Origin of the sequence: Knoellia sp. LjRoot47 (assembly GCF_964253435.1) — a bacterium.
Lineage (GTDB): Bacteria > Actinomycetota > Actinomycetes > Actinomycetales > Dermatophilaceae > Knoellia.
In genome coordinates, this window is the sequence record NZ_CAXUQS020000001.1 from 1,556,256 (window position 1) to 1,580,685 (window position 24,430).

Here is a 24,430-nt window from a genome sequence, read left to right on the forward strand (position 1 = left end):
AGCGTGAAGCGTTACCTTCACAAATATGAAGCAACTACTTCACGAGTATGCCGGCGTGCTGGCTGTGCGTCAGGCTCGCCTCGTCCTCGGGGCCAGCGTCGTGTCGATGGTCGGCGACGTCATGGCGATGGTCGCCCTCATGCTCCAGCTCCACGACGGCGGCCACGGACCGTATGCCGTGATGAGCCTGCTCATCTGCTTCGCCCTGCCGATCGTCGTGACGATGGGCGTCGCCGGGTCCGTCGCCGACCAGCACGACCCGCGTCGCGTCCTCGTCGTCTCGCTCGCCGTGCAGGCGATCGGCGCCGTCGGCCTCGTGCTCGCGCCGTCCCTGCTGTGGACCTGCATCGCCGTCGTCGTCATGCAGACCGGCTTCGCCTTCGCCAACCCCGTCTGGACGGCCGTGATGCCGCACGTCGTGGGGGAGTCGCTCTCGGGGACCTACGTCTCGCTCGCCCAGGGCATGCGAGCGATCGCCTCGCCCGTCGGCGCCGCCCTGGCCGGCGTCCTCGTGCACCACTGGGGGTCGAGGCTCGTCCTGGGGGTCAACGCCACCAGCTTCGTCGGCCTCGTCGGAGCGGCGTTCGCCCTCAGGGTGGCTCGGCCCGCGTCGCCTCCCAGCCGCACCTCGCTCCTGCCACGCGAGGGGCTCACCGCCCTGCGCCGCGACCGCGTCCTCGCCGCACTCGTCCTGGGGGTCGTCCCGATCATCCTCACCGTCGAGGCGGTCAACGCCGTCGAGGTCTTCCTCGTCCGCGGCGAGCTCGGCGCCACCCCGACCGGCTACGGCCTCGCCGAGGCTGCGAGCGGCGTCGGCGTGGTGCTCGGCTCGCTCGCGGCCGCCGCCGTCCGCGCGCGCAGTACACGCATCCGCGGACTGCTCCTCGGGATCGCCGTCGTGCCGCTCCTCCAGATCGGCGAAGGTCTCTCCCCGACCCTCGTCCTGTATGCCGTGTGCGCGTTCGCGGTCGGCCTCGCCCTCGGTGTCGTCAACGCCCTGGTCTTCGCCCTGCTGCTGCACGAGATCGCCGACGCCGACCGGGGCAAGGTGCTCGCACTCGTCAGCGGCCTGTCCCGCACGGCCACCATCGGTGCGCTCGCCATCGGCGGAGTCCTCGGGACCCAGGTCGGTGCGCGGACGGCATACGTCGTCTGTGGCTGTGTCGGCCTGCTCATCGCGGCCACGGCGGGCCTGCGTGTCCGGGCGGGTGTCCACCGGTCGGTGGACCCGGCCTCCACCCGCCGGTCGGTCCGCGCGCGTGCCTGACCCGACCATGCTGGAGCCATGACAGCGATCAGCATCCGTGGACTCGTCAAGGCGTACGGCGACAAGCGCGCCGTCGACGGCCTCGACCTCGACATCGAGACGGGGGAGGTGTTCGCGCTCCTCGGGCCCAACGGCGCCGGCAAGACGACGACCGTCGAGATCCTCGAAGGCTTCCGCACCGCCGACGCCGGTGAGGTCAGCGTCCTCGGCTCCGACCCGCACACCGCGAACCGCCTGTGGCGCAACCGGATCGGGATCGTGCTCCAGACCTCGTCCGGGCTCGACCTGCTCACCCCGCGCGAGATCCTCGCGTCGACGGCGCACACCTACGCCAACCCGCGCAGCGTCGACGAGGTCATCGCCGCCGTCGGCCTCCAGGAGAAGGCCGACGTCCGCATCGCCGGCTTGTCGGGGGGACAACGCCGCCGCCTCGACGTGGGGCTCGGCATCGTCGGGCGCCCCGAGCTGCTCTTCCTCGACGAGCCGACGACGGGCTTCGACCCGCAGGCCCGCCGCGACTTCTGGGGGCTCATCCGCACCCTCTCCTCCGAGGGCACGACGATCCTGCTCACCACGCACTACCTCGACGAGGCCGAGCACCTGGCCGACCGGGTCGGCGTCATCGCCGGCGGCACGCTGCTGGCCCTCGACACCCCGGCCAACCTCGGCGGCCGCGCCTCCGAGGAGGCGACGGTCGCGTGGCTCGAGGACGGCGAGCGGCACACCCTGCGCACCGCCACACCCACTCTTGAGGTGAGCCGCCTCGCCGACCGGTTCGGCGGCGAGGTGCCCGAGCTCGTCGTGAGCCGGCCCTCGCTCGAGGACACCTACCTCACCCTCATCGCCCCGCACGTCACGGAGAGCGACGAGGGCACTCCCGCTGCCACCACGACACGGAAGATCTCGGCATGAACGCCGTCGCCCTGGGCTTCGACCGCACGCTCCTCGAGCTCAAGATGTACTCCCGCGAGAAGGAGGCGGTGTTCTTCTCCTTCCTCTTCCCGATCATGATGCTCGCGCTGTTCTCGGTGATCTTCGGTGACTCGATGGGTGGCGACTCCCAGATGAGCGCCGCGGAGTACTTCCTGCCCGGCATGATCTCGGCCGGCATCCTGCTCACGTCGTTCCAGACGATGGCGATGTCGGTCGCGGCCGAGCGCGATGACGGCACCCTCAAGCGGCTGCGCAGCACCCCCATGCCCCCGGTGTCGTACTTCCTCGGCAAGGTCGGTCTCGTCGTGACCACCGCTCTGGCACAACAGGTCCTGCTCCTCGCAGTCGCGAAGTTCGCGTTCGGGGTCGACCTGCCCGACACCGCCGCCCGGTGGCTGACCTTCGCGTGGGTCTTCGGGCTCGGTTCCTTCGCGGGCACGGTGCTCGGTACGGCCTACAGCTCGCTGGCCTCCGCGCGCACCGTCGGTGCCGTCGTCGTCGCCCCGATGCTCATCCTGCAGTTCATCTCCGGTGTCTACTTCTCGTTCACCGACATCCCCGAGTGGCTCAAGCAGGTCGCCTCGGTCTTCCCGCTCAAGTGGATCGCCCAGGGCATGCGCTCGGTGTTCTTCCCCGACGACCTCGCGTCGATGGAGATGGCCGGGGCGTGGGAGCACGGCCGCACCGCCATGGTCCTCGGCGTGTGGGCCATCCTGGGGCTCGTGCTCTGCGTCCTGACCTTCCGCTGGTTCAAGCGCGGCACGACATGATGGCACCGTGAACCCGGCCCCCGCCCCACCCGCTGAGCTCTCGAGCGACGAGCTCGCGCAGATGTGGCGCGGCCAGGCGAAGTGGTGGCACGCCGGCTGCTACGCCCTCATCGCCACGGCCATCGTGGTCTCGCTCATCCAGCCTCCAGGGCCGCACGGCTACCTGCCCACGATCGCGCTCCTCGTGGGGATCGCCTTGGCCTACACGCTCTTCGGTCGCCGGGCGATCCAGCGCGAGGGGAGCGTGTATGCCGTCGCCTACCAGCTGTGTGCCTGGGCCTGCATCCTCACGATCATCGTCATCGACCCCGAGTTCGAGGCGTGGCTGCTCTTCTTCTGCCTCTTCCCGCAGATCTGGGCCACCTTCGAGAGGGGCCCGGCGCTCGTCGGCACCGGCCTGGCGCTCGCCGCCCTCTTCGTGGCGACGGTCGTGCCCGCCGACGACCCGGCGGGGGCCGCACCCGGCGCCCTCGTCTCCGTGATCATCTCGTTCGTGCTCTCGGCGGCCCTCGGCCTCTTCATCCACCGGATCATCACCGAGGCCGAGAGCCGGGCCTGCATCATCGACGAGCTCCGGTCGACCCGGGCCCAGCTCGCCTCCGTCGAACGCGCGCAGGGCGTCCAGGACGAGCGCAGCCGCCTCTCCCGCGAGATCCACGACACCCTGGCGCAGGGCTTCACCTCGGTCATCGCCCTGTCCCGGGCCGCGACGTCCGCGCTGGACCGCGACGACGTCGCCAGCGTTCGCGAACGCCTCGCGATGATCGAGCGCACCGCCGTCGACAACCTCGCCGAGGCGCGGGTCATCGTCGCCGAGCTCACGCCCGGACACCTCCAGTCGCGCACCCTCGTCGAGGCCCTCGCGAGGCTCACCGAGACGGTGACGCGCGAGACCGGCATACGGGTCACGTCGTCCGTGGAGGGTGAGCCGGCACCGCTCGGTGGCAACGCCGAGGTCGTCCTGCTGCGCGGCGTCCAGGAGGCGCTGTCCAACGTCCGGCGCCACTCGGGCGCGACATCCGCGGCCGTGACGCTCGCCTACGAACCCGAGCGGATCGCCCTCGAGGTGACCGACGACGGCAGCGGGTTCGACCCCATCACCACGCCACCCGGGTTCGGACTCGACGGCCTGCGCGCCCGGGCCGCCGAGCTCGGCGGCGAGGTCAGCATCGACCGGGGCGACCCCCGCGGTACCCGACTCGTCATGGAGCTGCCCCGATGATCCGCGTCCTCGTCGTCGACGACCACCCCGTCGTGCGGGCCGGCATGGTCGCCCTGCTCGGCGAGCTCGAGGACGTCGACGTCGTCGGCGAGGCCGGCAACGGCGCCGAGGCGCTCGCGCTCACCCCTCGCCTCACGCCCGACGTCGTCCTCATGGACCTCCGTATGCCGGTGATGGACGGTGCCGAGGCGACCGCCCGACTGCGCGAGCAGCCCGACGCCCCACAGGTCCTCGTCCTCACGACGTACGACACGGACGCCGACATCGTGCGGGCCGTGGAGTCGGGCGCCCGTGGGTACCTGCTCAAGGACACCCCGCCCGCCGTCCTCGCCGATGCGATCCGCCGGGCTGCCCTGGGGGAGACGGTGCTCGCACCGCCGGTCGCGGCCAAGCTCGCCGAGCGGCTCCGGGCTCCTGTCCGGGTCGAGCTCACGCCTCGCGAGCTCGAGGTCCTCACCGCCGTCGCCCGCGGGCTGTCCAACGCCGAGGTCGGCCGCGAGCTCTACATCGGCGAGGCCACCGTGAAGACGCACCTGATCCGGGTCTTCAGCAAGCTCGAGGTGACGGACCGGACGGCAGCCGTCACCGCGGCATACCGGCTCGGTCTGATCTCGGTGCCGCAGGCCTGACCCGCGGCGCGCTGGGGACGCCCTCAGCGCAGGCGCAGGAGCATCTGTCCGTTGTCGAGGGTCCGGGTCTCCACGACCGAGCTGCGTGCCTCGACGAAGCCGCGCCACGAGGACTCGCCGTAGGTCTTCTCCTTGAAGCCCGAGTCCAGCCGCAGGATCTGGTTCTTCACGGTCGACGAGTCGTGCCAGCCGTCGTCCCTGGCGGTGCCGACCTGCATCGCCCGCCGCAGGAGCTTGCTGCCGGGCAGGTCGGGCTTGGTGCCAGGTGGGGTCGACGCCTTCTTGGCCGCGGCCTTCTTCGCAGGCGTCTTCTTCGCTGCGGGTGCCGCTGCCTTGGTGGAGGCCTTCGTGGTCGGTGCCTTCTTCTCGGCCGGCTCGGGCGCCTTCGCCGCCGGTGACGGTGGGACGGCTCGCGCTGCGGCCCGGTCCTCGAGACCGGGCAGGTCGTCGTAGGAGCTGAAGGCGTCGCAGGCGGACCGCAGCGCCCGGCTGGTCGAACCGGAGACGCCGATCCCGACGACGAAGCGGCCCATCCGCTTGCAGTGCTGGGCGAGCGGGATGTAGTCGGAGTCACCGCCGACGATGACGACATGGGTGAGGTCGCCGTGCTTGTAGAGGTCGTCCACCGCGTCGATCGCGAGCCGGATGTCGGCGCCGTTCTTGGTGCCCGACGTCGCGAAGAGCTGGACGAGGTCGACCGCCCGGTCGACGAGGTCCTGGCGGTAGGCCGCGTTGGCGGGCACCGACCAGTCGGCGTAGGCCCGGGTCAGCGCCACCGTGCCGAACGACGACGCGTAGTCGATGACCGCGCCGAGGTCGACGTGCGCGGCGTGGAGCCGGACCGGCACCTCGGTGGCCGAACCGTTGCCGTTTTCCTTGCTGCTCGGGGTGTGGTTCCTCGCCTTGTCGTCGCGCCATCGCCCGGAGCCGTGGACGTTGTCGTAGCGCGAGATCACCATGTTGTCGAAGTCGACGTAGACGGCGACGCGCGCAGCATCAGTCATGGCGTGACCCTAGCCTCGCGCGGGCGGATCGGGCCGGAGGTGGGTCAGGCGTGGTCGTGGCGGGCGTCGCGGGCGTCCTCGACGGCCTCCGCGGTCTCCTCGGCGCTGGTCTCGACGGCCCGGCGCGACTGGCTGCGGTGACGGAGGAACTCGAAGACCATCGGCAGCACCGAGAACCCGACGATGAGCAGGATCGCCGCCTCGAGGTTGTTCTTGACGAGCTCGACACCGCCGAGGAAGTAGCCGGCGGTCGTGAGCAGCAGCACCCACAGCACCGCGCCGACGCCGGACCACACGAAGAAGTGGCGGCGCTCCATCCGGCTCACACCGGCGACGACGGTGATGTAGGTCCGCACGATCGGCACGAACCGGCCGAGCACCAGCGCCTTGGCACCGTGCTTCTCGAAGAAGGCGTGGGTCTGGTCGAAGTACTTCTTCTTGATGATCCGGCCGTCGCGCTCGTAGAGCGGCTTGCCGAGGAGCCGCCCGAGCTCGTAGCCCACGACGTTGCCGAGGAACGCGGCCGCGATGAGCGCGAGCACCGCGACGAAGAAGTTGACCTGGAGCTCACCACCGGCGATGAAGATGCCCACGGCGAAGAGCAGCGAGTCACCCGGGAGGATCGGGAAGAACAGGCCGCACTCGACGAAGACGATCGCCAGGGACAGCCAGAAGAAGGCGGTGCCGTACTGGTCGAACAACCACTGGGGGTCCATCCAGTCGGGACCGAGCATCGGCATCATCACGCGCGCAAGGGTATGCCGTGCGGCTGGACGTTCGCTGAACGGTGCCCGGGCCGCGGCGACACGCGAATTTGGAGGATTGCGCGGGCGTGTCGCGCCGCCGCCCACTACAGTGCGTAGTGCTTGAGTTTCCGACGGTCGCAGGCCCCGCCCTGCTCGTACAGAGAAGAAGCACTGCGATGAGCGAAGAACCCCGTCCTCGCACCGCCCGGCGAGAGCGCGCCGCAGGTCCGCCCATGGGCCCGGACCCCGCCGCGGCGCGCACGATGCTCGTCCTCGCCACTGTGGGCTTCGCCCTCTGCTTCTGGGCGTGGGCCCTGCTCTCACCGTTAGCGGTGACGCTGCGCGAGGAGCTCGGGCTGACGTCGTTCCAGCAGTCGCTCGTCGTCGCGACTCCCGTCATCGTCGGCTCGCTCGGCCGCATCCCGGTCGGTGCCCTGACCGACCGCCTCGGCGCCAAGGTGATGTTCCCCGCGGTGGCGATGCTGACCGTCGTGCCGGTGCTCTTCCTCGGCTTCTTCGGCAAGAGCCTGACCGCGCTGCTCGTCGGCGGCTTCTTCCTCGGCATCGGTGGCACGTCCTTCGCGGTGGGCGTCCCGTTCGTCAACTCGTGGCACGCGCCGGCCCGCCGCGGCGCCGCCCTCGGCATCTTCGGCATGGGCACCGGCGGCACGGCGGTCAGCGCCTTCACGACGCTCGCCCTGGCGAACCGACTCGGACGTGCCGCCCCCTTCGTCCTCGTGGCGGTCCTCCTCATCGCGTATGCCGTCCTCGCCCGGACCATGCTGCGGGCACCCACCGTCGTGGGCGGGCCGGCCAAGCGTGGCAACTGGCTGACGGCGGCGGTGCGCACCCTGTCAGAGCCCGTCGCCCTGAAGCTGGCCATCCTCTATGCGATCGCGTTCGGCGGGTTCGTCGCGTTCAGCGTCTACCTGCCGACCTACCTCGTGAACAACTTCGGCATGAGCAAGGGCGACGGCGCCCTGCGGATGGCCGGCTTCGTCGTCGTGGCGGTCCTCGCGCGGCCGGTGGGTGGCTGGCTCGCCGACCGTTACGACAGGACCAAGGTGCTGGCAGCGCTGCTCGTGCTCACCGGTCTGTTCGCCATCCTCGCGGCCGTGGTGGGCGGCGGGACGGTCGACCTCGCCCTCGAGCCGGTCGGCACGGTGGCCTTCCTCGGGATGGCCGCCGGGCTCGGCGCGGGCGCCGGCGCGGTGTTCGCCCTCGTCGCGGCGCTCGTCGAGCCGGCCCGGGTCGGCGCCGTCACCGGTGTCGTCGGCGCGGCCGGTGGTCTCGGCGGGTTCGTGCCACCCCTCCTCATGGGCGCCATCTACGACTCGCAGGGCAGCTACACCCTCGGGCTCGTGCTCCTCGCCGTGGTCGCGATCGCCGGTGGCGCACTCGCGCTGGTCGGGTTCCGCAGGGAGCTGGGTTGAGCCTTCTCGACGCGCCACTGCGTCGCGCCATCGTCGAGGAGCTGACGGGGGCGTCGGACGGCGAGGGCCACGAGGGACTCACCGCCGCCGAGCTGGCGGACCGGCTCGACGTGCACGTGACGACCATCCGCTTCCACCTCGACCGGCTCGAGGAGGCGGGGCTCGTCGGCGGCCACGTCGTGCGCACGGGTGGCCGCGGGCGCCCGCACCACCGGTTCGTGCTGCGGGGCCGAGTGCCCGAGGCACCGTTCGAGGTGCTGGCCTCGGTCCTCACGTCGATCCTGTCGACGGCGCGGGCGCAGCAGGTGACGCCCCAGCAGGCCGGTGCTCAGTGGGCCCTCGCCCGCGCGCAGGAGCGCACGCTGCCTCCGACCCCTGACGGTGACGAACGGTTCTCCGAGGTCGGCCGGCACGTCGGCGACCTCCTCGGCGAGTGGGGCTACACGCCGCAGACCGACATCGACGCCGATGCCCTCACGCTCACGCTGACGCTGCGCCGGTGCCCGTTCCTCGAGCTCGCGCAGGCGCACCCTGACGTCGTCTGCGGCATCCACCGCGGCCTGCTCCAGGGCACCCTTCAGGCGGTCGGCGAGACCGGGTCGCGCGTCACCCTCGAGCCGCTCGTCACCCCGGACACCTGCGTCGCCCGCCTGCGCCTGGCCCCACGGACCGGCACCGACCCCGAGACCCGACCACCCCACTCCACAGGAGGAGCTCCGTCATGACACAGGCCCCTACGGGTCCGGCCGGACTGGACGACCGGCTCTCCGACGCCCTCGTCGGCACAAGGCGCTTCTTCACGCGGGGTGAGGTGTCGCAGGACCGGCGGACGCTCAACCTCAGCGGTGGCCGCAGCGGCGACTCGTTCTACCGGGACCGCTGGAGTCACGACAAGGTCGTGAGGTCGACGCACGGGGTCAACTGCACCGGCTCCTGCTCGTGGAAGGTCTACGTCAAGGACGGCATCATCACGTGGGAGGCGCAGCAGACCGACTACCCGTCGGCCGGCGCCGACCGCCCCGACTACGAGCCGCGGGGGTGCCCGCGAGGTGCGGCCTTCTCCTGGTACACGTACTCGCCGACCCGGATCCGCTACCCCTACGTGCGTGGCGTCCTGCTCGGGATGTTCCGCGAGGCCAAGAAGGCGCACGGCGGCGACCCGGTGCTCGCGTGGGCGTCGATCGTCGAGGACCCCGAGAAGGCCGCCCGCTACAAGTTGGCCCGGGGCAAGGGCGGGCTGGTGCGCTCCACGTGGGAGGAGGTCGTCGACATCGTCGCGGCCGCGCACGTCTACACGGTCAAGACCTACGGGCCCGACCGGATCGCCGGCTTCTCACCCATCCCGGCGATGTCGCCGGTCTCCTACACGTCCGGCGCCCGCTTCCTCGAGCTCGTCGGCGCTCCGATGCTCTCGTTCTACGACTGGTACGCCGACCTGCCCAACGCCTCGCCCCAGATGTTCGGTGACCAGACCGACGTGCCGGAGTCCGGGGACTGGTGGGACGCGGCCTACCTCGTCATGTGGGGCTCGAACGTGCCCCTGACCCGCACGCCCGACGCGCACTGGATGGCCGAGGCGCGCTACCGCGGGCAGAAGGTCATCGCGGTCGCGCCCGACTACGCCGAGAACGTCAAGTTCGCCGACGAGTGGGTCACCCTCGGCCCCGGGACCGACGGGGCCCTCGCGATGGCGATGGGCCACGTGCTGCTCAAGGAGTTCTTCGTCGACCGGCTCGAGCCCTTCTTCGCCGACTACAACAAGCAGTTCACGGACCTCGCCAACCTCGTCGTGCTCGTGCCGGGGGAGCGCGGCGACGGTGGTGACGGTGCCTATCGTCCGGGCAAGTACCTCGTCGCCGGTGACGTCGAGGGCGGGCCGAAGTCGGACTCCGAGAACGCGATGTGGAAGCCCACCGTCATCGACGCGCGCACCGGCGAGATGGCCGTGCTGAATGGCTCGATCGGCGACCGGTTCGGCGACGAGGGCGTCGGGAGGTGGAACCTCGAGCTCGGTGACACCGACCCGCTGCTCAGCCTGCACGGCACGACCGACGAGGCCGTCGAGGTCGAGCTGCCACGGTTCGACGGGGCCGACGGCAAGGTCGCCCACGAGGTCCGCGGCGTGCCCGTCCGGCGTATCGGCGACCGGCTCGTCACGACCGTGCTCGACCTCCTCCTCGCGCAGTACGGCGTGGCCCGCGACGGCCTCCCGGGCACGTGGCCGACCGGCTATGACGACCCGTCGGTCCCGGCGACCCCGGCATGGCAGGAGCAGCACACGGGCGTGCCGGCCGCACAGGTCGAGCGGCTCGCGCGTGAGTGGGGTCGCAACGCCGTCGACACCCAGGGCCGCGGCATGATCCTGCTCGGCGCCGGAACGAACCACTGGTTCCACAGCGACCAGATCTACCGCGCCATCCTCCTGCTCACGACGATCACCGGCTGCCAGGGACGCAACGGCGGCGGCTGGGCGCACTACGTCGGCCAGGAGAAGATCCGCCCGATCATGGGCTTCCAGCACATGGCCTTCGCGCTCGACTGGCAGCGCCCGCCGCGGCACATGAACCAGACGGCGTACTGGTACGTCCACACGTCGCAGTACCGCTACGACACGTTCTCGGCCGACGACCTCGACTCCGGCACAGGGGTCTTCGCGGGCAAGAGCGTCATGGACCTGCTCTCGCAGTCGGTGCGGCTGGGGTGGACCCCGAGCTACCCGACGTTCGACCGGAGCTCGCTCGACCTCGCCGACGACGCTGCGGCCGCGGGCATGGAGGCTCCGGCCTACGTCGCGCAGGAGCTCAGGGAGGGACGTCTCAAGTTCGCCGTCGACGACCCCGAGTCGGGCACCAACCACCCGCGGGTCCTCTCGCTCTGGCGCTCCAACCTGCTGGGCAGCTCCGCCAAGGGCAACGAGTACTTCCTGCGCCACCTGCTCGGCACCGACAGCGCCGCCACGGCGACCGAGGCGGGCCCGGAGCACCGGCCGCAGGGCATCGAGTGGCCAGAGAAGGCTCTCGAGGGCAAGCTCGACCTGCTGCTCACGCTCGACTTCCGGATGACGAGCTCGACGATCCTCTCCGACGTCGTGCTTCCCGCCGCCACCTGGTACGAGAAGCACGACCTCTCGACCACCGACATGCATCCCTTCATCCACTCGTTCAACCCGGCGATCAGCCCGCCGTGGCAGACGAAGTCGGACTGGGAGACGTGGAAGGAGATCGCGAAGAAGTTCAGCGAGCTCGCCGTCGACCACCTCGGCACCCGCAAGGACGTCATCGCCAAGCCGCTCTGGCACGACACCCCCGAAGCGATGGCCACGGTCCACGGCGTCGTCAAGGACTGGAGGGCCGGTGAGTGCGAGCCGGTGCCGGGCAGGACGATGCCGGTCATCGCCGTCGCCGAGCGCGACTACACGGCCGTCTTCGACAAGATGACGAGCATCGGCCCGCTGCTGGAGAAGGTCGGCATGCTCACCAAGGGCGTCGCCTACGACGTCAAGCGGGAGGTCGAGATCCTCCGCCAGCGCAACGGCATACGGCGTGGTGGTGCCGGTGACGGACAGCCCAAGGTCGAGACCGACATCCAGATGGCCGACGCGATGCTGCACCTCGCGGGCGTCTCGAACGGCCACCTCGCGACGCAAGGCTTCCGCTTCCTCGAGAAGCGGACCGGCACGCAGCTCGCCGACCTCGCCGCCGAGCACGAGGGCAAGCAGATCACCTTCGCCGACACCCAGGTCGCGCCCGTGCCGGTCATCACGAGCCCGGAGTGGTCGGGATCCGAGTCCGGTGGGCGGCGCTACAGCCCGTTCACGATCAACATCGAGCGGCACAAGCCGTTCCACACCCTCACCGGACGCCAGCAGTTCTACGTCGACCACGACTGGTTCCTCGGCATGGGGGAGGCGCTGCCGGTCTACCGGCCACCGCTCGACATGACGCGGCTCTTCGGCGAGGCGCCCATCGGCGAGCTGAGCCGGGCGGAGGGGCAGGGCGTCGCCGTCTCGGTCCGCTACCTCACGCCGCACAACAAGTGGTCGATCCACTCGGAGTACCAGGACAACCTCTTCATGCTCGCCCTCTCGCGTGGCGGGCAGTCGGTGTGGATGTCCGAGGTGGACGCCGCCAAGGTCGGCATCGAGGACAACGACTGGATCGAGATGGTCAACCGCAACGGCGTCGTCGCCGCGCGGGCCATCGTCAGCCACCGGATGCCCGAGGGGACGGTCTACATGCACCACGCCCAGGACCGGCTCATCGACGTCCCGCTCACCGAGCGCGACCGCAAGCGCGGCGGCATCCACAACAGCCTCACCCGGATCCTGCTCAAGCCCAATCACATCGTCGGCGGCTACGCGCAGCTGTCCTACTTCTTCAACTACATCGGTCCGATCGGCAACAACCGCGACGAGGTCACGACCATCCGTAGGCGCACCGCGAAGGTGGAGTACTGACATGAAGGTCATGGCGCAGATGGCGATGGTCATGAACCTCGACAAGTGCATCGGGTGCCACACCTGCTCGGTGACGTGCAAGCAGGCGTGGACCAACCGCTCGGGCATGGAGTACGTCTGGTTCAACAACGTCGAGACGCGGCCCGGCCTCGGCTACCCGCGCGGCTACCAGGACCAGGACAAGTGGAAGGGCGGCTGGACGCTGACCAAGGGTGGCCGCCTCACCCTGCGCGCCGGTGGCCGACTCTCCAAGCTGCTCAACATCTTCAGCAACCCGAAGATGCCGGCGCTGAGCGACTACTACGAGCCGTGGACCTACGACTACGAGACGCTGCTCACCGCCCCGGCGGGCCAGACGTTCCCCGTCGCCCGCCCGCACTCGCTCATCTCCGGCAAGCCGGTCAACATCGAGTGGTCGGCGAACTGGGACGACGACCTCGGCGGCAGCGGCAAGCACGCCGCCAAGGACCCGATGATCAAGGGCATCGAGGACAAGGTGAAGCTCGCCTTCGACGACACCTTCATGTTCTACCTGCCCCGCATCTGCGAGCACTGCCTCAACCCGTCGTGCGCGGCGTCGTGTCCGAGCGGCGCGATCTACAAGCGCGAGGAGGATGGCATCGTCCTCGTCGACCAGGACAAGTGCCGCGGCTGGCGCATGTGCGTGACGGGCTGTCCCTACAAGAAGGTCTACTTCAACCACAAGACCGGCAAGGCCGAGAAGTGCACCTTCTGCTACCCGCGCGTCGAGGTCGGCATCCCGACCGTGTGCGCCGAGACCTGCGTCGGGCGACTGCGCTACATCGGGCTCATGCTCTACGACGCCGACCGCGTCCTCGAGGCCGCCTCCGTCGAGGACGACCATGACCTCTACGAGGCGCAGCGCTCGGTCTTCCTCGACCCCTTCGACCCGGAGGTGCAGCGCGAGGCGGAGCGGGCCGGCATACCGGGTGACTGGATCGCGGCAGCGCAGCGATCGCCGGTCAATGCGCTCATCAACACCTACAAGGTGGCGCTGCCGCTGCATCCGGAGTACCGCACGATGCCGATGGTCTGGTACATCCCGCCGCTGTCGCCGGTCGTCGACGCCCTCAAGGACACCGGCCACGACGCCGAGGACGAGGACAACCTCTTCGCGGCCATCGACACCCTGCGCATCCCCGTCGAGTACCTCGCCAACCTCTTCACCGCCGGTGACACCAAGCCGGTCGACGCGGTGCTCCGCAAGCTCGCGGCGATGCGCTCCTACATGCGCGACATCAACCTCGGCCGGGACCCGCAGGCGCACATCCCCGAGGCGGTCGGCATGAGCGAGGAGCAGATGTACGACATGTTCCGGCTGCTCGCCATCGCGAAGTACGACGAGCGCTACGTCATCCCGACCGCGCACGCCGAGGAGGCGCACGGGCTCGAGGAGCTCGCCACCGACTGCCCGGTGACGTCCTACGACGACGAGCTGCTCGACATCTCGGGGCCGTTCGGCGAGGGCTCCGGGCGCGGCAACGCCACCCCGGTCGCGGTCGAGAACTTCCACATGCTCCAGCAGCGCCAGACGTCCGAAACCCTTGTCGGAGGCGGCAGCTCGACCGGCCGGGTCAACCTCCTCAACTGGGACGGCAAGGGCGCGCCGGATGGTCTGTTCCCGCAGGGCCGGGCCGATCGGACCGAGGATGACGCCCCCGACGAGGAGGTGCGGTCGTGATGCCGTGGCGCCGGCACCGCCGGTCCTCCTCACGGCTCTCGGCGGCCGACCAGGCGACGGCGTGGCAGGTCGTCTCGCTCCTGCTCGACCATCCCGACGAGACGCTCCTCCAGCGGGTGCCCATGCTCACCGACGCGGTTGCCGGACTTCCCGACGACGTCCGTATGCCGTTGTCCCGCTTCCTCGCTCGACTCTCGACCGCGGACCTCGGGGAGCTCCAGCGCGACTACGTCGACACGTTCGACGTCACCCGCCGGTGCTGCCTGCACCTCACCTACTACCTGCACGGCGACACCCGCAATCGCGGCGCCGCGCTCGTCCGGATCAAGCAGGACTACCGCCGGATGGGCGGGGTGCTCGTCGACGAGGACGCCGAGCTGCCCGACCACCTGTGCGTCGTCCTCGAGTTCGGCGCGGGAGTCGACGCCGACGTCGCGTGGCGCATCCTCAACGACCACCGGGTCGGCATCGAGCTGCTCCGGGTCGCGCTCGCCGACCGCGGCTCCCCCTGGCTCGACGTCGTCGACGCCCTCAGGGCAACCCTCCCGGCGCTCGAGGGGGACGACGACGAGGCGCTCGAGCGGCTCATCGCCCAAGGCCCGCCCACTGAGCTCGTCGGGCTGAGCACCGAGCTCGACGCGCCCTACGCCACGCCGTCGAGCCTCGACGAGCAGCACCCCTCCGGGCCCGCACACTCCGGACCCACGCCCGTGACGATCGGAGGCCCCCGGTGAGCACGTTCCTGTGGGTGATCTTCCCCTACATCTGCCTCGCGGTCTTCGTCGTCGGGCACGTCTGGCGCTACCGCTACGACAAGTTCGGGTGGACCACCCGCAGCTCGCAGCTCTACGAGAACCGGCTCCTGCGGATCGGCAGCCCGCTCTTCCACTTCGGCATGCTCGGCGTCGTCCTGGGACACGTCATGGGCCTGCTCCTCCCTCAGGACTGGACCGACGCGGTCGGGCTGAGCCACGAGGCGTACCACGTCATCGCGCTGGCCGGCGGCATCCCTGCGGGCATCGCGGCGGTCGTCGGGCTCGCGATCCTCGTCTACCGCCGCCGGACGGTCGGCCCGGTCTTCTCCGCGACGACGGTCAACGACAAGGTCATGTATGCCGTCCTCGGCACCGTCATCATCCTCGGCATGTGGAACACCGTCGCCGGGAGTCTGTTCACCATCGGCGGGGAGTACAACTACCGCGACGGCGTCTCGCCGTGGTTCCGCCAGATCTTCTGGTTCCAGCCCGACGCGAGCCTCATGGAGTCGGCGCCGGTCGGCTTCAAGCTGCACGCGTTCCTCGCGTTCCTCCTCATCGCGATGTGGCCGTTCACGCGTCTCGTCCACGTCTTCTCGGCGCCGCTGGGCTACGTCACCCGGCCCTGGATCGTCTACCGCAGCCGCGACGAGCGGCCAGGACGCGGAACGGGTACGCGCGCACAGAAGCGCGGCTGGGAGAAGGTGCAATAGTCGAGGAAGCCGAACGCCACCGACCTCGAGGAGGAGCCATGCCCACCGGAAAGAGCGGTTCGACGGACCCGGGACCGAGCATCAAGGACCCGGAGCTCTACGAGAAGCTGCGCGACGACGGCGCGAGCAAGGAGAAGGCCGCGCGGATCTCGAACGCCGCCGCGGCCACGTCACGTTCGGAGATGGGGGAGCGCGGCGGGTCCGCCGAGGACTACGAGGACCGCACGGTCGAGGAGCTGCGCGAGCGGGCCAAGGAGCTCGACATCGAGGGGCGGTCGTCGATGAGCAAGGACGAGCTCATCGACGCGCTCCGCAACCACTGACACCGCGGCCGGGTCACTGACCCGTGCGGCCGTCGATGCACTCGCGGAGCAGGTCTGCGTGGCCGAGGTGCTGGGCGTACTCCTCGATGAGGTGGACGACGACGTCGCGCACGTTGACCCGACCGTGGTGGCCGGCCTCGACGACGAGGCCCATGTCGTCGTGGTCCGCGAGCCACTGCTCGGCGAACGCCACCTCCTCGCGCCAGGCGGCCCACGCCTCGTCGACCGCCTCCTGGGTCCCGACGGCGCCGTTCCAGTCGGAGTCGCTGCGCGGCGGTCCCCAGAGCCGCTCGGGCGTGCCCCCGGCGAGCGTCCGGCGCCACCACCCGCGCTCGACCTCGGCGAGGTGGCGCACCAGCCCGAGCAGCGACATCGACGACGGCGGCACCGACCGGAGGGCCATCTGCTCCGGGGTGAGCCCGTCGCACTTGAAAACGACGAGCTCCCGTCGGCTGCGCAGGTATTCGGCGTAGGTGTCCCTCTCGTCCTGCAGCTCTCCCATGGCTGACATTGTTGGGCCCGTGACCGACGAGCGCGACCGCATTCCCGACCCGACCGTCGGCGTCGGACCGTGGGAGGGCCCGTGGCCCGACGACGACCGGCTCGACCCCGAGCTGCTGCGTGACGGCGACCGCCGCAACGTCGTCGACGCCTACCGCTACTGGCGGCACGACGCGATCGTGGCCGACCTCGACACCCGGCGGCACGACTTCCACGTCGCGATCGAGAACTGGGAGCACGACTTCAACATCGGCTCGGTCGTCCGCACTGCCAACGCGATGGGTGCCGCCGCCTTCCACATCGTCGGCCGCCGGCGGTGGAACAGGCGCGGCGCCATGGTCACCGACCGCTACCAGCACGAGCACCACCACCCGACCCCCGGCGACCTCGCGACGTGGGCCGGAGCACGCGGCATACACCTCATCGGGATCGACAACCTGCCCGGCAGCCGCGCGCTCGAGACCTACGACCTGCCGCGCAGCGCGATGCTCGTCTTCGGCCAGGAGGGCCCGGGGCTGTCCGAGGCGATGCGGGCCGAGTGTGAGGCGACGCTGCACATCGAGCAGTTCGGCTCGACCCGGTCGATCAACGCGGGGGCGGCCGCGGCCATCGCCATGCACGCGTGGGTCCGTCGTCACGCCTTTGGCCAGACGCCGACCTGACCTAGGCTGTCCCTCCCCCCACAACACCTGAGCTCAGGAGAGGCGACGTCGTCATGCCCACTCATGAGGAGCTCACGCAGGAGCGCGCCCACCTCGCGAACGCGCGCGCCGAGCTGGCCCGGATGCGCGAGCGGACCCTCGCCCTCGACGTGCAGGGCGGCGACGCCGTCTCGTCGGAGCGGCTCGCCGAGACCCTCTGGCGGCGAGCCCGCTCGCTCGAGGACGACCCCACGACCGCGCTGTTCTTCGGCCGGGTCGACCTCGACACCGACGAGCGCTGGTACATCGGGCGCCGCCACGTCACCGACGACATGGGCGACCCCCTCGTCATCGACTGGCGCGCGCCGGTCTCGACGACGTTCTACCGCGCGTCGCACAGCGACCCGCTGGGGGTGCGCCTGCGTCGGCGGTTCGGCTACGACCACGGCCGGATCACCGCGATGGAGGACGAGCACCTCCTCGACGCGAGCGAGCCCGACGCCAGGTCCCAGATCCTCGCGACCGAGATCGAGCGACCGCGCGTGGGCCCCATGCGCGACATCGTCGCGACGATCCAGCCCGAGCAGGACGCCCTCGTCCGCGTCGACGCGACGACGACGGTCTGCATCCAGGGAGCGCCCGGCACCGGCAAGACCGCCGTCGGGCTCCACCGCGCGGCCTGGCTGCTCTATGCCTTCCGCGAGCGGCTGAGCCGCAGCGGCGTCCTCGTCGTCGGGCCCAACGAGGCGTTCCTCGAGCACATCGGCGCCGTCCTCCCCACCCTCGGCGAGGTCGAGGTCAGGCACACGAGCATCGAGGCGCTCACCGCCTCGGTCCCGGTCCGCGCCACCGAGCCCACCGAGGTGTCCCGGCTCAAGGGCGACGCCCGCATGGCGCAGGTGCTCCACCGGGCCGTGTGGTCGCACCTCGTGCCGCCGAATGAGGCGATGGTCGTGCCGCGCGGGTCGCGCAGGTGGCGCGTGCCGGCATACGACATCGCTCCTCTCGTCGACGGGCTCGCGGGACGCGAGATCCGCTACGACGCGGCCAGGCAGCTGCTCCCGCAGCGGCTCGCCCACGCCGTCCTCGTGCGGATGGAGGCGCTGGGGGAGTACCCCGACGACAGGGTTCAGGACGCGGTCGCGCGCAGTGCGCCCGTCAAGGCGTATGCCGCGTCGATCTGGCCCAAGGTCGACGCCCGTCAGCTCCTGCACCGGCTGCTGTCCGATGCCGGGGCGCTCGCCGCGGCCGCCGAGGACATCCTCACCGAGGACGAGCAGCAGCTGCTCCTCTGGGAGAAGCCCTCTCGCACAGCGGGATCGGCCAAGTGGTCACTGGCCGACACGTGGCTGCTCGACGAGCTCACCGACCTGCTCAACCGCACCCCGAGCCTGGGGCACGTCGTCCTCGACGAGGCGCAGGACCTCTCGCCGATGCAGCTGCGGGCCGTCGGCCGCCGGTGCTCGACCGGCTCCGCGACCGTCCTCGGCGACATCGCCCAGGGCACGACCCCGTGGTCGACCGCGTCGTGGGAGGAGAGCCTGGCCCACCTCGGCAAGCCGGAGGGTGTCGTCTCCGAGCTGCGACGCGGGTTCCGCGTCCCCGCGAGCGTGATCGAGTTCGCCGCCCGGCTGCTGCCGCAGGCCGCCCCCGGGCTGGCCGCGCCGCAGTCGGTGCGAGACAACCCCGGACGGCTCGACCTCGTCGGCGTGGCCGAGGCCGACCTGGTGGGCGCCGTTGCGGCACAGGTCGACCGACTCCGCGGGCTCGAGGGGAGCGTCGGCGTCATCGTCCACGACGCCAGGGTCGCCGAGGTCTCGGCGGCGCTCACCGCAGCGGACATCGAGCACGGCACCCTCGGTGCGACCCACGGGGACGTCGACCACCAGGTCGACCTCGTCCCGGCCACCGTCGCCAAGGGTCTCGAGTTCGACCACGTCCTCGTCCTCGAGCCCACCGAGATCGCCGCCGCCGAGCCCGACGAGCGGACGGGTCTGCGCCGCCTCTACGTCGTCCTGACCCGCGCCGTCTCCGACCTCACCGTGGTCCACTCGGCGCCGCTGCCGGAGCTCCTCGCCGCTGGCTGAGCAGCAGGAGCCCGACCGCCGCGACGGTGAGCACCGGCCACCACCAGTGCACGCCGTCGGCGCCGACGATGCCCTTCGCGGCCATGAGGCCGAGGCCCGCGCATGCCACGACCGTCACGGCGACGGGCAGCCACACCGGTGGGGGTGCCGACTCGTCCGGTCGCGGGGTCTCGAAGCGCCCCAGCGCGGCGACCGCGCCGACGGTCACGAGAGCGAGCGCGGCCCACCACAGGGGCCGGGACGCCCACCAGCCGGCGCTGAGCGGGTCGAGCCCCAGACCGGGGCCACCGAGCAGCAGCAGCGCCCCGATGGTGAGCACCATCGCCGTGAGGTGCCACAGGTAGAGCGTCATGATGCGGGTGTTGACGAGCACCGTCGCGGTCCACGCGCGCGGGTGCTGCATCCACCGGGACAGGAGCGGCTCGACGGCGAGCACGAGTCCGCACTGCAGCAGGCCGAGGGTGAGCATCGTGACCCGTGTCGGGTACGAGTTGTTCACCACCGCGCCGTCGAGACCGATCATCGACACCGGGTAGGGGCCGAACCGCACGAGCGCCACCGTCCCGACCGCGCCGGCCGCCGCCAGGAGCAGCCGACGCCCCGTCCCCGCGAGCCGGCCGTCGAGCCACGCGTAGCCCAGCTGCGACACCGTGGCCCACACGACGAGGTAGTTGACGAACCCGACGAGCAGGAGGTCGGCCCGGATCGAGACCAGGTCGACGAGCCCGGCGACGACGAGACCACCCGCGATCGACGCCCACCCGGTGCGCTCCCACAGCCAGAGGGTCGCGGGGGCGACGGCGCACACCACGACGTAGGCCGCGAGGAACCACGTCGGCACCAGCGCCACCTGCGAGGCCGTGCGCAACGTGGCCGCGGGCACGCCGGCCTCCCACGCCACCCCGGTCGCGACGAGCCAGAGCAGCAGCAGGGGGACGACCGGGACGAGGAGGCGACGCAGCCGGGCGCGCAGCCACGCGGCATACGGGAGGTGGCGCCGTCGCGCCGAGCGCCAGGAGAGCCCGTTGGCGTAGCCACCCACGACGAAGAAGACCGGCATGACCTGGAAGACCCAGGTGAGCGGGTGCGTCCACGGCGCGAGCGCGAGCAGGTGCCCCATGACGAGTCCGCCGTCGCGCACCTGCACGGCGGCCATGAGCCAGTGGCCGAGGATGACGACGAGGATGGCGCAGCCGCGCAGCAGGTCGACGACGCGGTTGCGCTCGACGGGCGTGGTCGCCGCGAGGTCGCGGACGGTGGAGAGGTCCATGCGCACAGCGTGGCGTGCCGGCCCCGTGGCGCGCGTGAGTATGTCGACCCAGCCCGATGTCGATTCCTTTGTGGTTCGCTCGTCACGGGGGTGAGGTCGCGCTCGCACCTCACCACCACGACCACGAGGAGCTCACCGATGAGTCGCCACCTGTTGCTGCTGCCCGCACCCGAGGCGGAGTGGGCCCAGCTGCCACCCGAGGAGCACGAGAAGGGCATGAGGTCGCACGAGCAGTTCCACGCCGACCTCGAGGCGGGCGGGCACACCCTGCTCGTGACGAGCCCGCTCACTCCCTCGGCCGAGGCGACCTCGATGCGTCCCGACGACTCGGGAGGGGCGCTCGTCACCGAGGGCCCGTTCACCGAGTCCGCCGAGCAGGTCGTCGGCTTCTACCTCGTCGAGACCGACGACGTGGCCGACCTCCGACGCATCTGCACCGAGTTCGCCGCCCGCGGCGAGCTCATCGAGTTCCGCGACCTGGTCTGAGAGAAGGGATTCGCCATGAAGGAGTACGTCGTGCTCATCGTCGGGGACGCCGACCGCTGGTGGACGTCCATGTCCGACGAGGAACGAGCCGCCGGGTATGCCGTCTACGGCCGCTTCGGGGAGGAGCTCGAGAAGCGTGGTCACACCGTCACCGGCGGCGCGGAGCTGCACCGCACGAGCACCGCGGAAACGATCCGGGCCGGCGGGGGACCGGTGACCGACGGCCCGTTCGCCGAGTCGGCCGAGAGCGTCGGCGGGTTCTACCAGGTGCGTACCGCCGACCTCGACGACCTCATGGAGTGCTGTCGCATGCTCGCCGAGCTCGGCGACGCCATCGAGGTCCGGCCGGTCGTCACCGACGAGGAGCGGGCGTCATGACCGCGCGCTACGTCGTCCTCCTGCCCGGCAACGAGTCGGCGTGGGAGGAGGCGACGCAGGAGCACCGCGACGCCGTCTACGCGCGACACGACGAGTTCGGCCGCCGCCTGCGCGAGAACGGCCACACCGTCGTCGGCGGCGCCGAGCTGACCCACTCGCGCGAGACCAAGCTCGTGCGCGCCGATGCCGACGGCCGGGTCATGGTCAGCGACGGCCCGTTCGCCGAGACGACCGAGCAGCTCACCGGCTACTACGAGGTCGAGACCGACGACGTCGACGACCTGCTGCAGCTCGTCGGGCTCGTCGCCGGACCCGACCACGACCGGGCCGGGATGGGCGGCGTCGAGGTTCGTCGCGTCGCCACCGCGGAGGACCGCGAGACATGAGGCGCTACCTCATGCTCCTCGCCCACGAGCCCGGAGGCTGGGAGGCCGCGAGCGCCGAGGAGCGGCAGGTCTACGTCGACGGGCACGAGGCCTTCCACCGCTTCGTGGACGAGCGTGGGCGGCGCATCTCCGGCGCCCCGCTCGCCGGCTCCGACACGGCGACCACGGTCCGCCACCGCGACGGTCGACGCGTCCTCACCGACGGTCCGTTCACCGAGTCGGTCGAGATGGTGGGCGGCTACTACGACGTGGAGCTGCCCGACCTCGACGTCGCCATCGCGGCCGCGTCCCTCCTCCCGCCGGCGTATGCCGTCGAGATCCGTTCCGTGGTCGAGCTCGACGACGCGGGTCAGCAGGTCGAATGACGCCTCTCGAGCGCGTCGTGCGCGAGGAGTGGGGACGTCTCGTCGCCCTGCTCCTCGCGCAGTTCCGCCGTCTCGACCTCGTCGAGGACGCCCTCGCCGAGGCCGTCGCGACGGCGCAGGAGCGGTGGACCGCGGAGTCGGCGCCCGACAACCCCGCGGGCTGGCTCATGACCGCCGCGCGCCGCCGCATCCTCGACCGGCTGCGGGCCGAGGCGATGGCCGCGCGCAAGGAGCCCCTGCTCACCGTCGAGGCCGAACGCCGGCCCCAGGAGGGTGTCATGGTCGATGACGGCTCGGTCGTGGACGACGACCTGCTGCGCCTCGTCCTCATGTGCGCCCACCCGGCACTCCCGCCCGAGGGGGCGAGCGCCCTCTCGCTCCGCCTCGTCATGGGTCTCTCGACGTCCGACATCGCCCGGCTGTTCCTCGTCCCCGAGCCGACGATGGCCGCCCGCATCACCCGGGCCAAGAAGAAGATCGTCACCGCCGGCATCCCGTTCGCGATCCCCGGAACGGACGCGATCGGTGAGCGGCTCGACGTCGTGGCGCACACGGCATACCTCGCGTTCACGGCCGGCTACGCGCCCGGGAGCGGACCCGACCTGCTGCGCGCCGAGCTCGCCGGTGAGGCGATCCGGCTGGCCCGGGTCGCGCACGAGCTCCGCCCGAGCGACACGCTCGCCCACCTCCTCGTCCTCATGACGCTCCAGCACTCGCGCCGCGACGCTCGCGTGGGTCCGGACGGCTCGCTCGTGCTGCTCGCCGACCAGGACCGCGGGCTGTGGCACCACGACGAGATCGCGGAGTCGCTCGCCGTCCTCGAGGTGGCGTCCAGCCGGCCCGAGCCCTCGTCCACGCTCGCAAGGAGCTATCGCCTCCAGGCCCTCGTCGCGGCCGAGCACGCGAGCGCCCCGTCGCCCGCCGACACGCGGTGGGACCGGATCGCCGGCCTGTATGCCGTGCTCGAGGAGCTCGTCCCGTCGCCCGCCGTGAGGGTCGCGAGGGCCGTGGCGGTCGCGGAGGCGGAAGGGCCGCGCGCGGGGCTGGGGCTGCTCGATGGGGTCGAGATGTCCGGTCACCGGCTGCCGGCGGTTCGTGGCGAGCTCCTGGCCCGCGCCGGCGACATCGCGCGGGCCCGTGCAGCGCTGGAGGAGTCGGTCGCGCTGTGCGACAACGCGATCGAGCGCCGCCACCTCGAGGGTCGCCTCGAGGAGCTCGGCGCCTGACCGGTGAGTTCGCGACCGGTCCTCGGGCACCTGTTGCCACGGGGTGCGTGCGTGGAAGGATCGGGAGTGATCCGGCCTCGCCCCGCACAAGGAGACTCCATGCCCATCGCAACCCCCGAGATCTACGCCGACATGCTCGACCGGGCCAAGAGTGGCTCGTTCGCCTACCCGGCCATCAACATCACGTCGAGCCAGACGGTGACCGCGGCCATCCGCGGCTTCGCCGAGGCGGGCAGTGACGGCATCATCCAGGTCTCGACCGGTGGCGGCGAGTACGCGTCCGGATCGACGATCAAGGACATGGTCACCGGCGCCAAGGCGCTCGCGGCCTACGCCGAGGAGGTCGCGAAGAACTACCCCGTCAACATCGCGCTCCACACCGACCACTGCCCCAAGGACAAGCTCGACGGGTTCGTCCGTCCGCTCCTCGCGGCGAGCGCCGAGCGGGTCAAGGCCGGTGGGCTCCCGATCTTCCAGAGCCACATGTGGGACGGCTCGGCCGTGCCGCTCGAGGAGAACCTCCAGATCGCCGAGGAGCTCCTCGCGGCGTGCAAGGCGGCCAACGTCATCCTCGAGATCGAGGTCGGCGTCGTCGGTGGCGAGGAGGACGGTGTCGCCAACGAGATCAACGAGCAGCTCTACACCACCCCCGAGGACGCCATCGCCACCGTCAAGGCGCTCGGAGCCGGTGAGAAGGGTCGATACCTCACGGCGCTGACCTTCGGCAACGTCCACGGCGTCTACAAGCCGGGCAACGTCAAGCTGCGCCCCGAGATCCTCAAGTCCGCGCAGGAGGCCGCCGCCGGTGAGCTCGGGCTCGGCGCCGACGGCCGCCCGTTCGACCTCGTCTTCCACGGCGGCTCGGGCTCGACCGCCGAGGAGATCGCCGCGGCCGTCGACTACGGCGTCGTCAAGATGAACGTCGACACCGACACCCAGTACGCCTTCACCCGCCCCGTCGCCGAGTGGATGCTCCGCAACTTCGACGGCGTCCTCAAGATCGACGGCGAGGTCGGCAACAAGAAGCAGTACGACCCTCGCGCGTGGGGCAAGGAGGCCGAGGCGGCGATGGCCCGTCGCGTCATCGAGGCCTGCGAGAACCTCCGCTCCGCCGGCACCCACCAGGCCTGAGGACGC

At 71.0% G+C, this 24,430-nt stretch carries 24 protein-coding genes; 20 read left to right on the plus strand and 4 right to left on the minus strand.

Features of this window, described 5'->3' with window-relative positions:
• The first annotated feature begins 25 nt into the window (after nt 1–25).
• From ACSQ11_RS07580 to ACSQ11_RS07600, 5 genes are read left to right on the plus strand one after another with little or no spacing between them, the layout of a single operon-like run.
• Nucleotides 26–1,267, plus strand: a complete 1,242-nt coding sequence (locus tag ACSQ11_RS07580) for an MFS transporter (RefSeq protein WP_436004531.1) — start codon at nt 26–28, stop codon at nt 1,265–1,267.
• 18 nt (nt 1,268–1,285) lie between these two features.
• Complete coding sequence (locus tag ACSQ11_RS07585) at nt 1,286–2,179, plus strand: ABC transporter ATP-binding protein (protein ID WP_436004532.1); 894 nt, start codon at nt 1,286–1,288, stop codon at nt 2,177–2,179.
• Nucleotides 2,176–2,970 carry an ABC transporter permease gene (locus tag ACSQ11_RS07590; protein ID WP_436004533.1) on the plus strand — a complete coding sequence of 265 codons (795 nt, stop codon included), beginning with the start codon at nt 2,176–2,178 and terminating at the stop codon, nt 2,968–2,970. Before ACSQ11_RS07585 ends, ACSQ11_RS07590 begins: the two co-directional genes overlap by 4 nt.
• A gap of 7 nt (nt 2,971–2,977) precedes the next feature.
• Nucleotides 2,978–4,192 (plus strand): sensor histidine kinase, encoded by a 1,215-nt coding sequence (locus ACSQ11_RS07595; protein WP_436004534.1) that lies wholly within the window; start codon nt 2,978–2,980, stop codon nt 4,190–4,192.
• The gene (locus ACSQ11_RS07600) at nt 4,189–4,821 is read left to right on the plus strand and encodes a response regulator (protein WP_436004535.1); all 633 of its coding nucleotides are present in this window, start codon (nt 4,189–4,191) and stop codon (nt 4,819–4,821) included. Before ACSQ11_RS07595 ends, ACSQ11_RS07600 begins: the two co-directional genes overlap by 4 nt.
• A gap of 23 nt (nt 4,822–4,844) precedes the next feature.
• Here the strand turns inward: ACSQ11_RS07600 and ACSQ11_RS07605 are convergent, their stop codons facing one another.
• Together ACSQ11_RS07605 and ACSQ11_RS07610 are read right to left on the minus strand one after the other, a co-directional pair.
• Nucleotides 4,845–5,825 (minus strand): NYN domain-containing protein, encoded by a 981-nt coding sequence (locus ACSQ11_RS07605; protein ID WP_436004536.1) that lies wholly within the window; start codon nt 5,823–5,825, stop codon nt 4,845–4,847.
• Nucleotides 5,826–5,869: 44 nt separating this feature from the next.
• Nucleotides 5,870–6,565: a VTT domain-containing protein gene (locus ACSQ11_RS07610; protein ID WP_436006721.1), complete on the minus strand. Its 696-nt coding sequence runs from the start codon at nt 6,563–6,565 to the stop codon at nt 5,870–5,872.
• Nucleotides 6,566–6,747: 182 nt separating this feature from the next.
• On the opposite strand from ACSQ11_RS07610, the gene ACSQ11_RS07615 reads away from it, so the two are divergent.
• The 7 genes from ACSQ11_RS07615 to ACSQ11_RS07645 are packed head-to-tail and all read left to right on the plus strand — an operon-like array spanning nt 6,748 to nt 15,953.
• A complete protein-coding gene (locus ACSQ11_RS07615; protein ID WP_436004537.1) occupies nt 6,748–8,004 on the plus strand; it encodes an MFS transporter in 1,257 nt (418 codons plus the stop codon).
• Nucleotides 8,001–8,729, plus strand: coding sequence for a helix-turn-helix transcriptional regulator (locus ACSQ11_RS07620; protein ID WP_436004538.1), 729 nt, complete (start codon nt 8,001–8,003; stop codon nt 8,727–8,729). The genes ACSQ11_RS07615 and ACSQ11_RS07620 overlap by 4 nt, the downstream gene beginning before the upstream one ends.
• Nucleotides 8,726–12,460 carry a nitrate reductase subunit alpha gene (locus ACSQ11_RS07625; protein ID WP_436004539.1) on the plus strand — a complete coding sequence of 1,245 codons (3,735 nt, stop codon included), beginning with the start codon at nt 8,726–8,728 and terminating at the stop codon, nt 12,458–12,460. Before ACSQ11_RS07620 ends, ACSQ11_RS07625 begins: the two co-directional genes overlap by 4 nt.
• A gap of 1 nt (nt 12,461) precedes the next feature.
• Entirely contained in the window at nt 12,462–14,162 is a 1,701-nt protein-coding gene (gene narH / locus ACSQ11_RS07630; protein WP_436004540.1) for a nitrate reductase subunit beta, read from the plus strand.
• Nucleotides 14,162–14,896 carry a nitrate reductase molybdenum cofactor assembly chaperone gene (gene narJ, locus ACSQ11_RS07635; protein WP_436006723.1) on the plus strand — a complete coding sequence of 245 codons (735 nt, stop codon included), beginning with the start codon at nt 14,162–14,164 and terminating at the stop codon, nt 14,894–14,896. The genes narH and narJ overlap by 1 nt, the downstream gene beginning before the upstream one ends.
• Nucleotides 14,893–15,630: a respiratory nitrate reductase subunit gamma gene (narI, locus tag ACSQ11_RS07640; RefSeq protein ID WP_436004541.1), complete on the plus strand. Its 738-nt coding sequence runs from the start codon at nt 14,893–14,895 to the stop codon at nt 15,628–15,630. Before narJ ends, narI begins: the two co-directional genes overlap by 4 nt.
• Nucleotides 15,631–15,668: 38 nt before the next feature.
• On the plus strand, nt 15,669–15,953 hold the full coding sequence (locus ACSQ11_RS07645; RefSeq protein WP_436004542.1) for a DUF7218 family protein: 285 nt from the start codon (nt 15,669–15,671) through the stop codon (nt 15,951–15,953).
• 13 nt (nt 15,954–15,966) lie between these two features.
• On the opposite strand, the gene ACSQ11_RS07650 is transcribed toward ACSQ11_RS07645, so the two are convergent.
• Nucleotides 15,967–16,455, minus strand: coding sequence for a DinB family protein (locus ACSQ11_RS07650; protein WP_436004543.1), 489 nt, complete (start codon nt 16,453–16,455; stop codon nt 15,967–15,969).
• Between ACSQ11_RS07650 and ACSQ11_RS07655 the strand changes: the two genes are divergently transcribed.
• Entirely contained in the window at nt 16,454–17,116 is a 663-nt protein-coding gene (locus ACSQ11_RS07655; RefSeq protein WP_436004544.1) for a TrmH family RNA methyltransferase, read from the plus strand. The two genes, ACSQ11_RS07650 and ACSQ11_RS07655, sit on opposite strands and share 2 nt — an antisense overlap.
• A gap of 53 nt (nt 17,117–17,169) precedes the next feature.
• Nucleotides 17,170–19,182 (plus strand): HelD family protein, encoded by a 2,013-nt coding sequence (locus tag ACSQ11_RS07660; RefSeq protein WP_436004545.1) that lies wholly within the window; start codon nt 17,170–17,172, stop codon nt 19,180–19,182.
• Here ACSQ11_RS07660 and ACSQ11_RS07665 read toward each other — a convergent pair.
• Nucleotides 19,133–20,452, minus strand: coding sequence for an acyltransferase family protein (locus ACSQ11_RS07665; RefSeq protein ID WP_436004546.1), 1,320 nt, complete (start codon nt 20,450–20,452; stop codon nt 19,133–19,135). The two genes, ACSQ11_RS07660 and ACSQ11_RS07665, sit on opposite strands and share 50 nt — an antisense overlap.
• A gap of 138 nt (nt 20,453–20,590) precedes the next feature.
• Between ACSQ11_RS07665 and ACSQ11_RS07670 the strand changes: the two genes are divergently transcribed.
• From ACSQ11_RS07670 to fbaA, 6 genes are all read left to right on the plus strand, one after another.
• The gene (locus ACSQ11_RS07670; RefSeq protein ID WP_436004547.1) at nt 20,591–20,938 is read left to right on the plus strand and encodes a YciI family protein; all 348 of its coding nucleotides are present in this window, start codon (nt 20,591–20,593) and stop codon (nt 20,936–20,938) included.
• A 15-nt stretch (nt 20,939–20,953) separates the two neighbouring features.
• Nucleotides 20,954–21,316 carry a YciI family protein gene (locus ACSQ11_RS07675; protein ID WP_436004548.1) on the plus strand — a complete coding sequence of 121 codons (363 nt, stop codon included), beginning with the start codon at nt 20,954–20,956 and terminating at the stop codon, nt 21,314–21,316.
• Nucleotides 21,313–21,702, plus strand: a complete 390-nt coding sequence (locus ACSQ11_RS07680; RefSeq protein WP_436004549.1) for a YciI family protein — start codon at nt 21,313–21,315, stop codon at nt 21,700–21,702. Before ACSQ11_RS07675 ends, ACSQ11_RS07680 begins: the two co-directional genes overlap by 4 nt.
• Nucleotides 21,699–22,067, plus strand: coding sequence for a YciI family protein (locus ACSQ11_RS07685; RefSeq protein ID WP_436004550.1), 369 nt, complete (start codon nt 21,699–21,701; stop codon nt 22,065–22,067). Before ACSQ11_RS07680 ends, ACSQ11_RS07685 begins: the two co-directional genes overlap by 4 nt.
• A complete protein-coding gene (locus tag ACSQ11_RS07690; RefSeq protein WP_436004551.1) occupies nt 22,064–23,293 on the plus strand; it encodes an RNA polymerase sigma factor in 1,230 nt (409 codons plus the stop codon). Before ACSQ11_RS07685 ends, ACSQ11_RS07690 begins: the two co-directional genes overlap by 4 nt.
• Before the next feature lie 99 nt (nt 23,294–23,392).
• Nucleotides 23,393–24,424, plus strand: a complete 1,032-nt coding sequence (gene fbaA / locus ACSQ11_RS07695) for a class II fructose-bisphosphate aldolase (protein ID WP_436004552.1) — start codon at nt 23,393–23,395, stop codon at nt 24,422–24,424.
• Nucleotides 24,425–24,430: the final 6 nt, after the last annotated feature.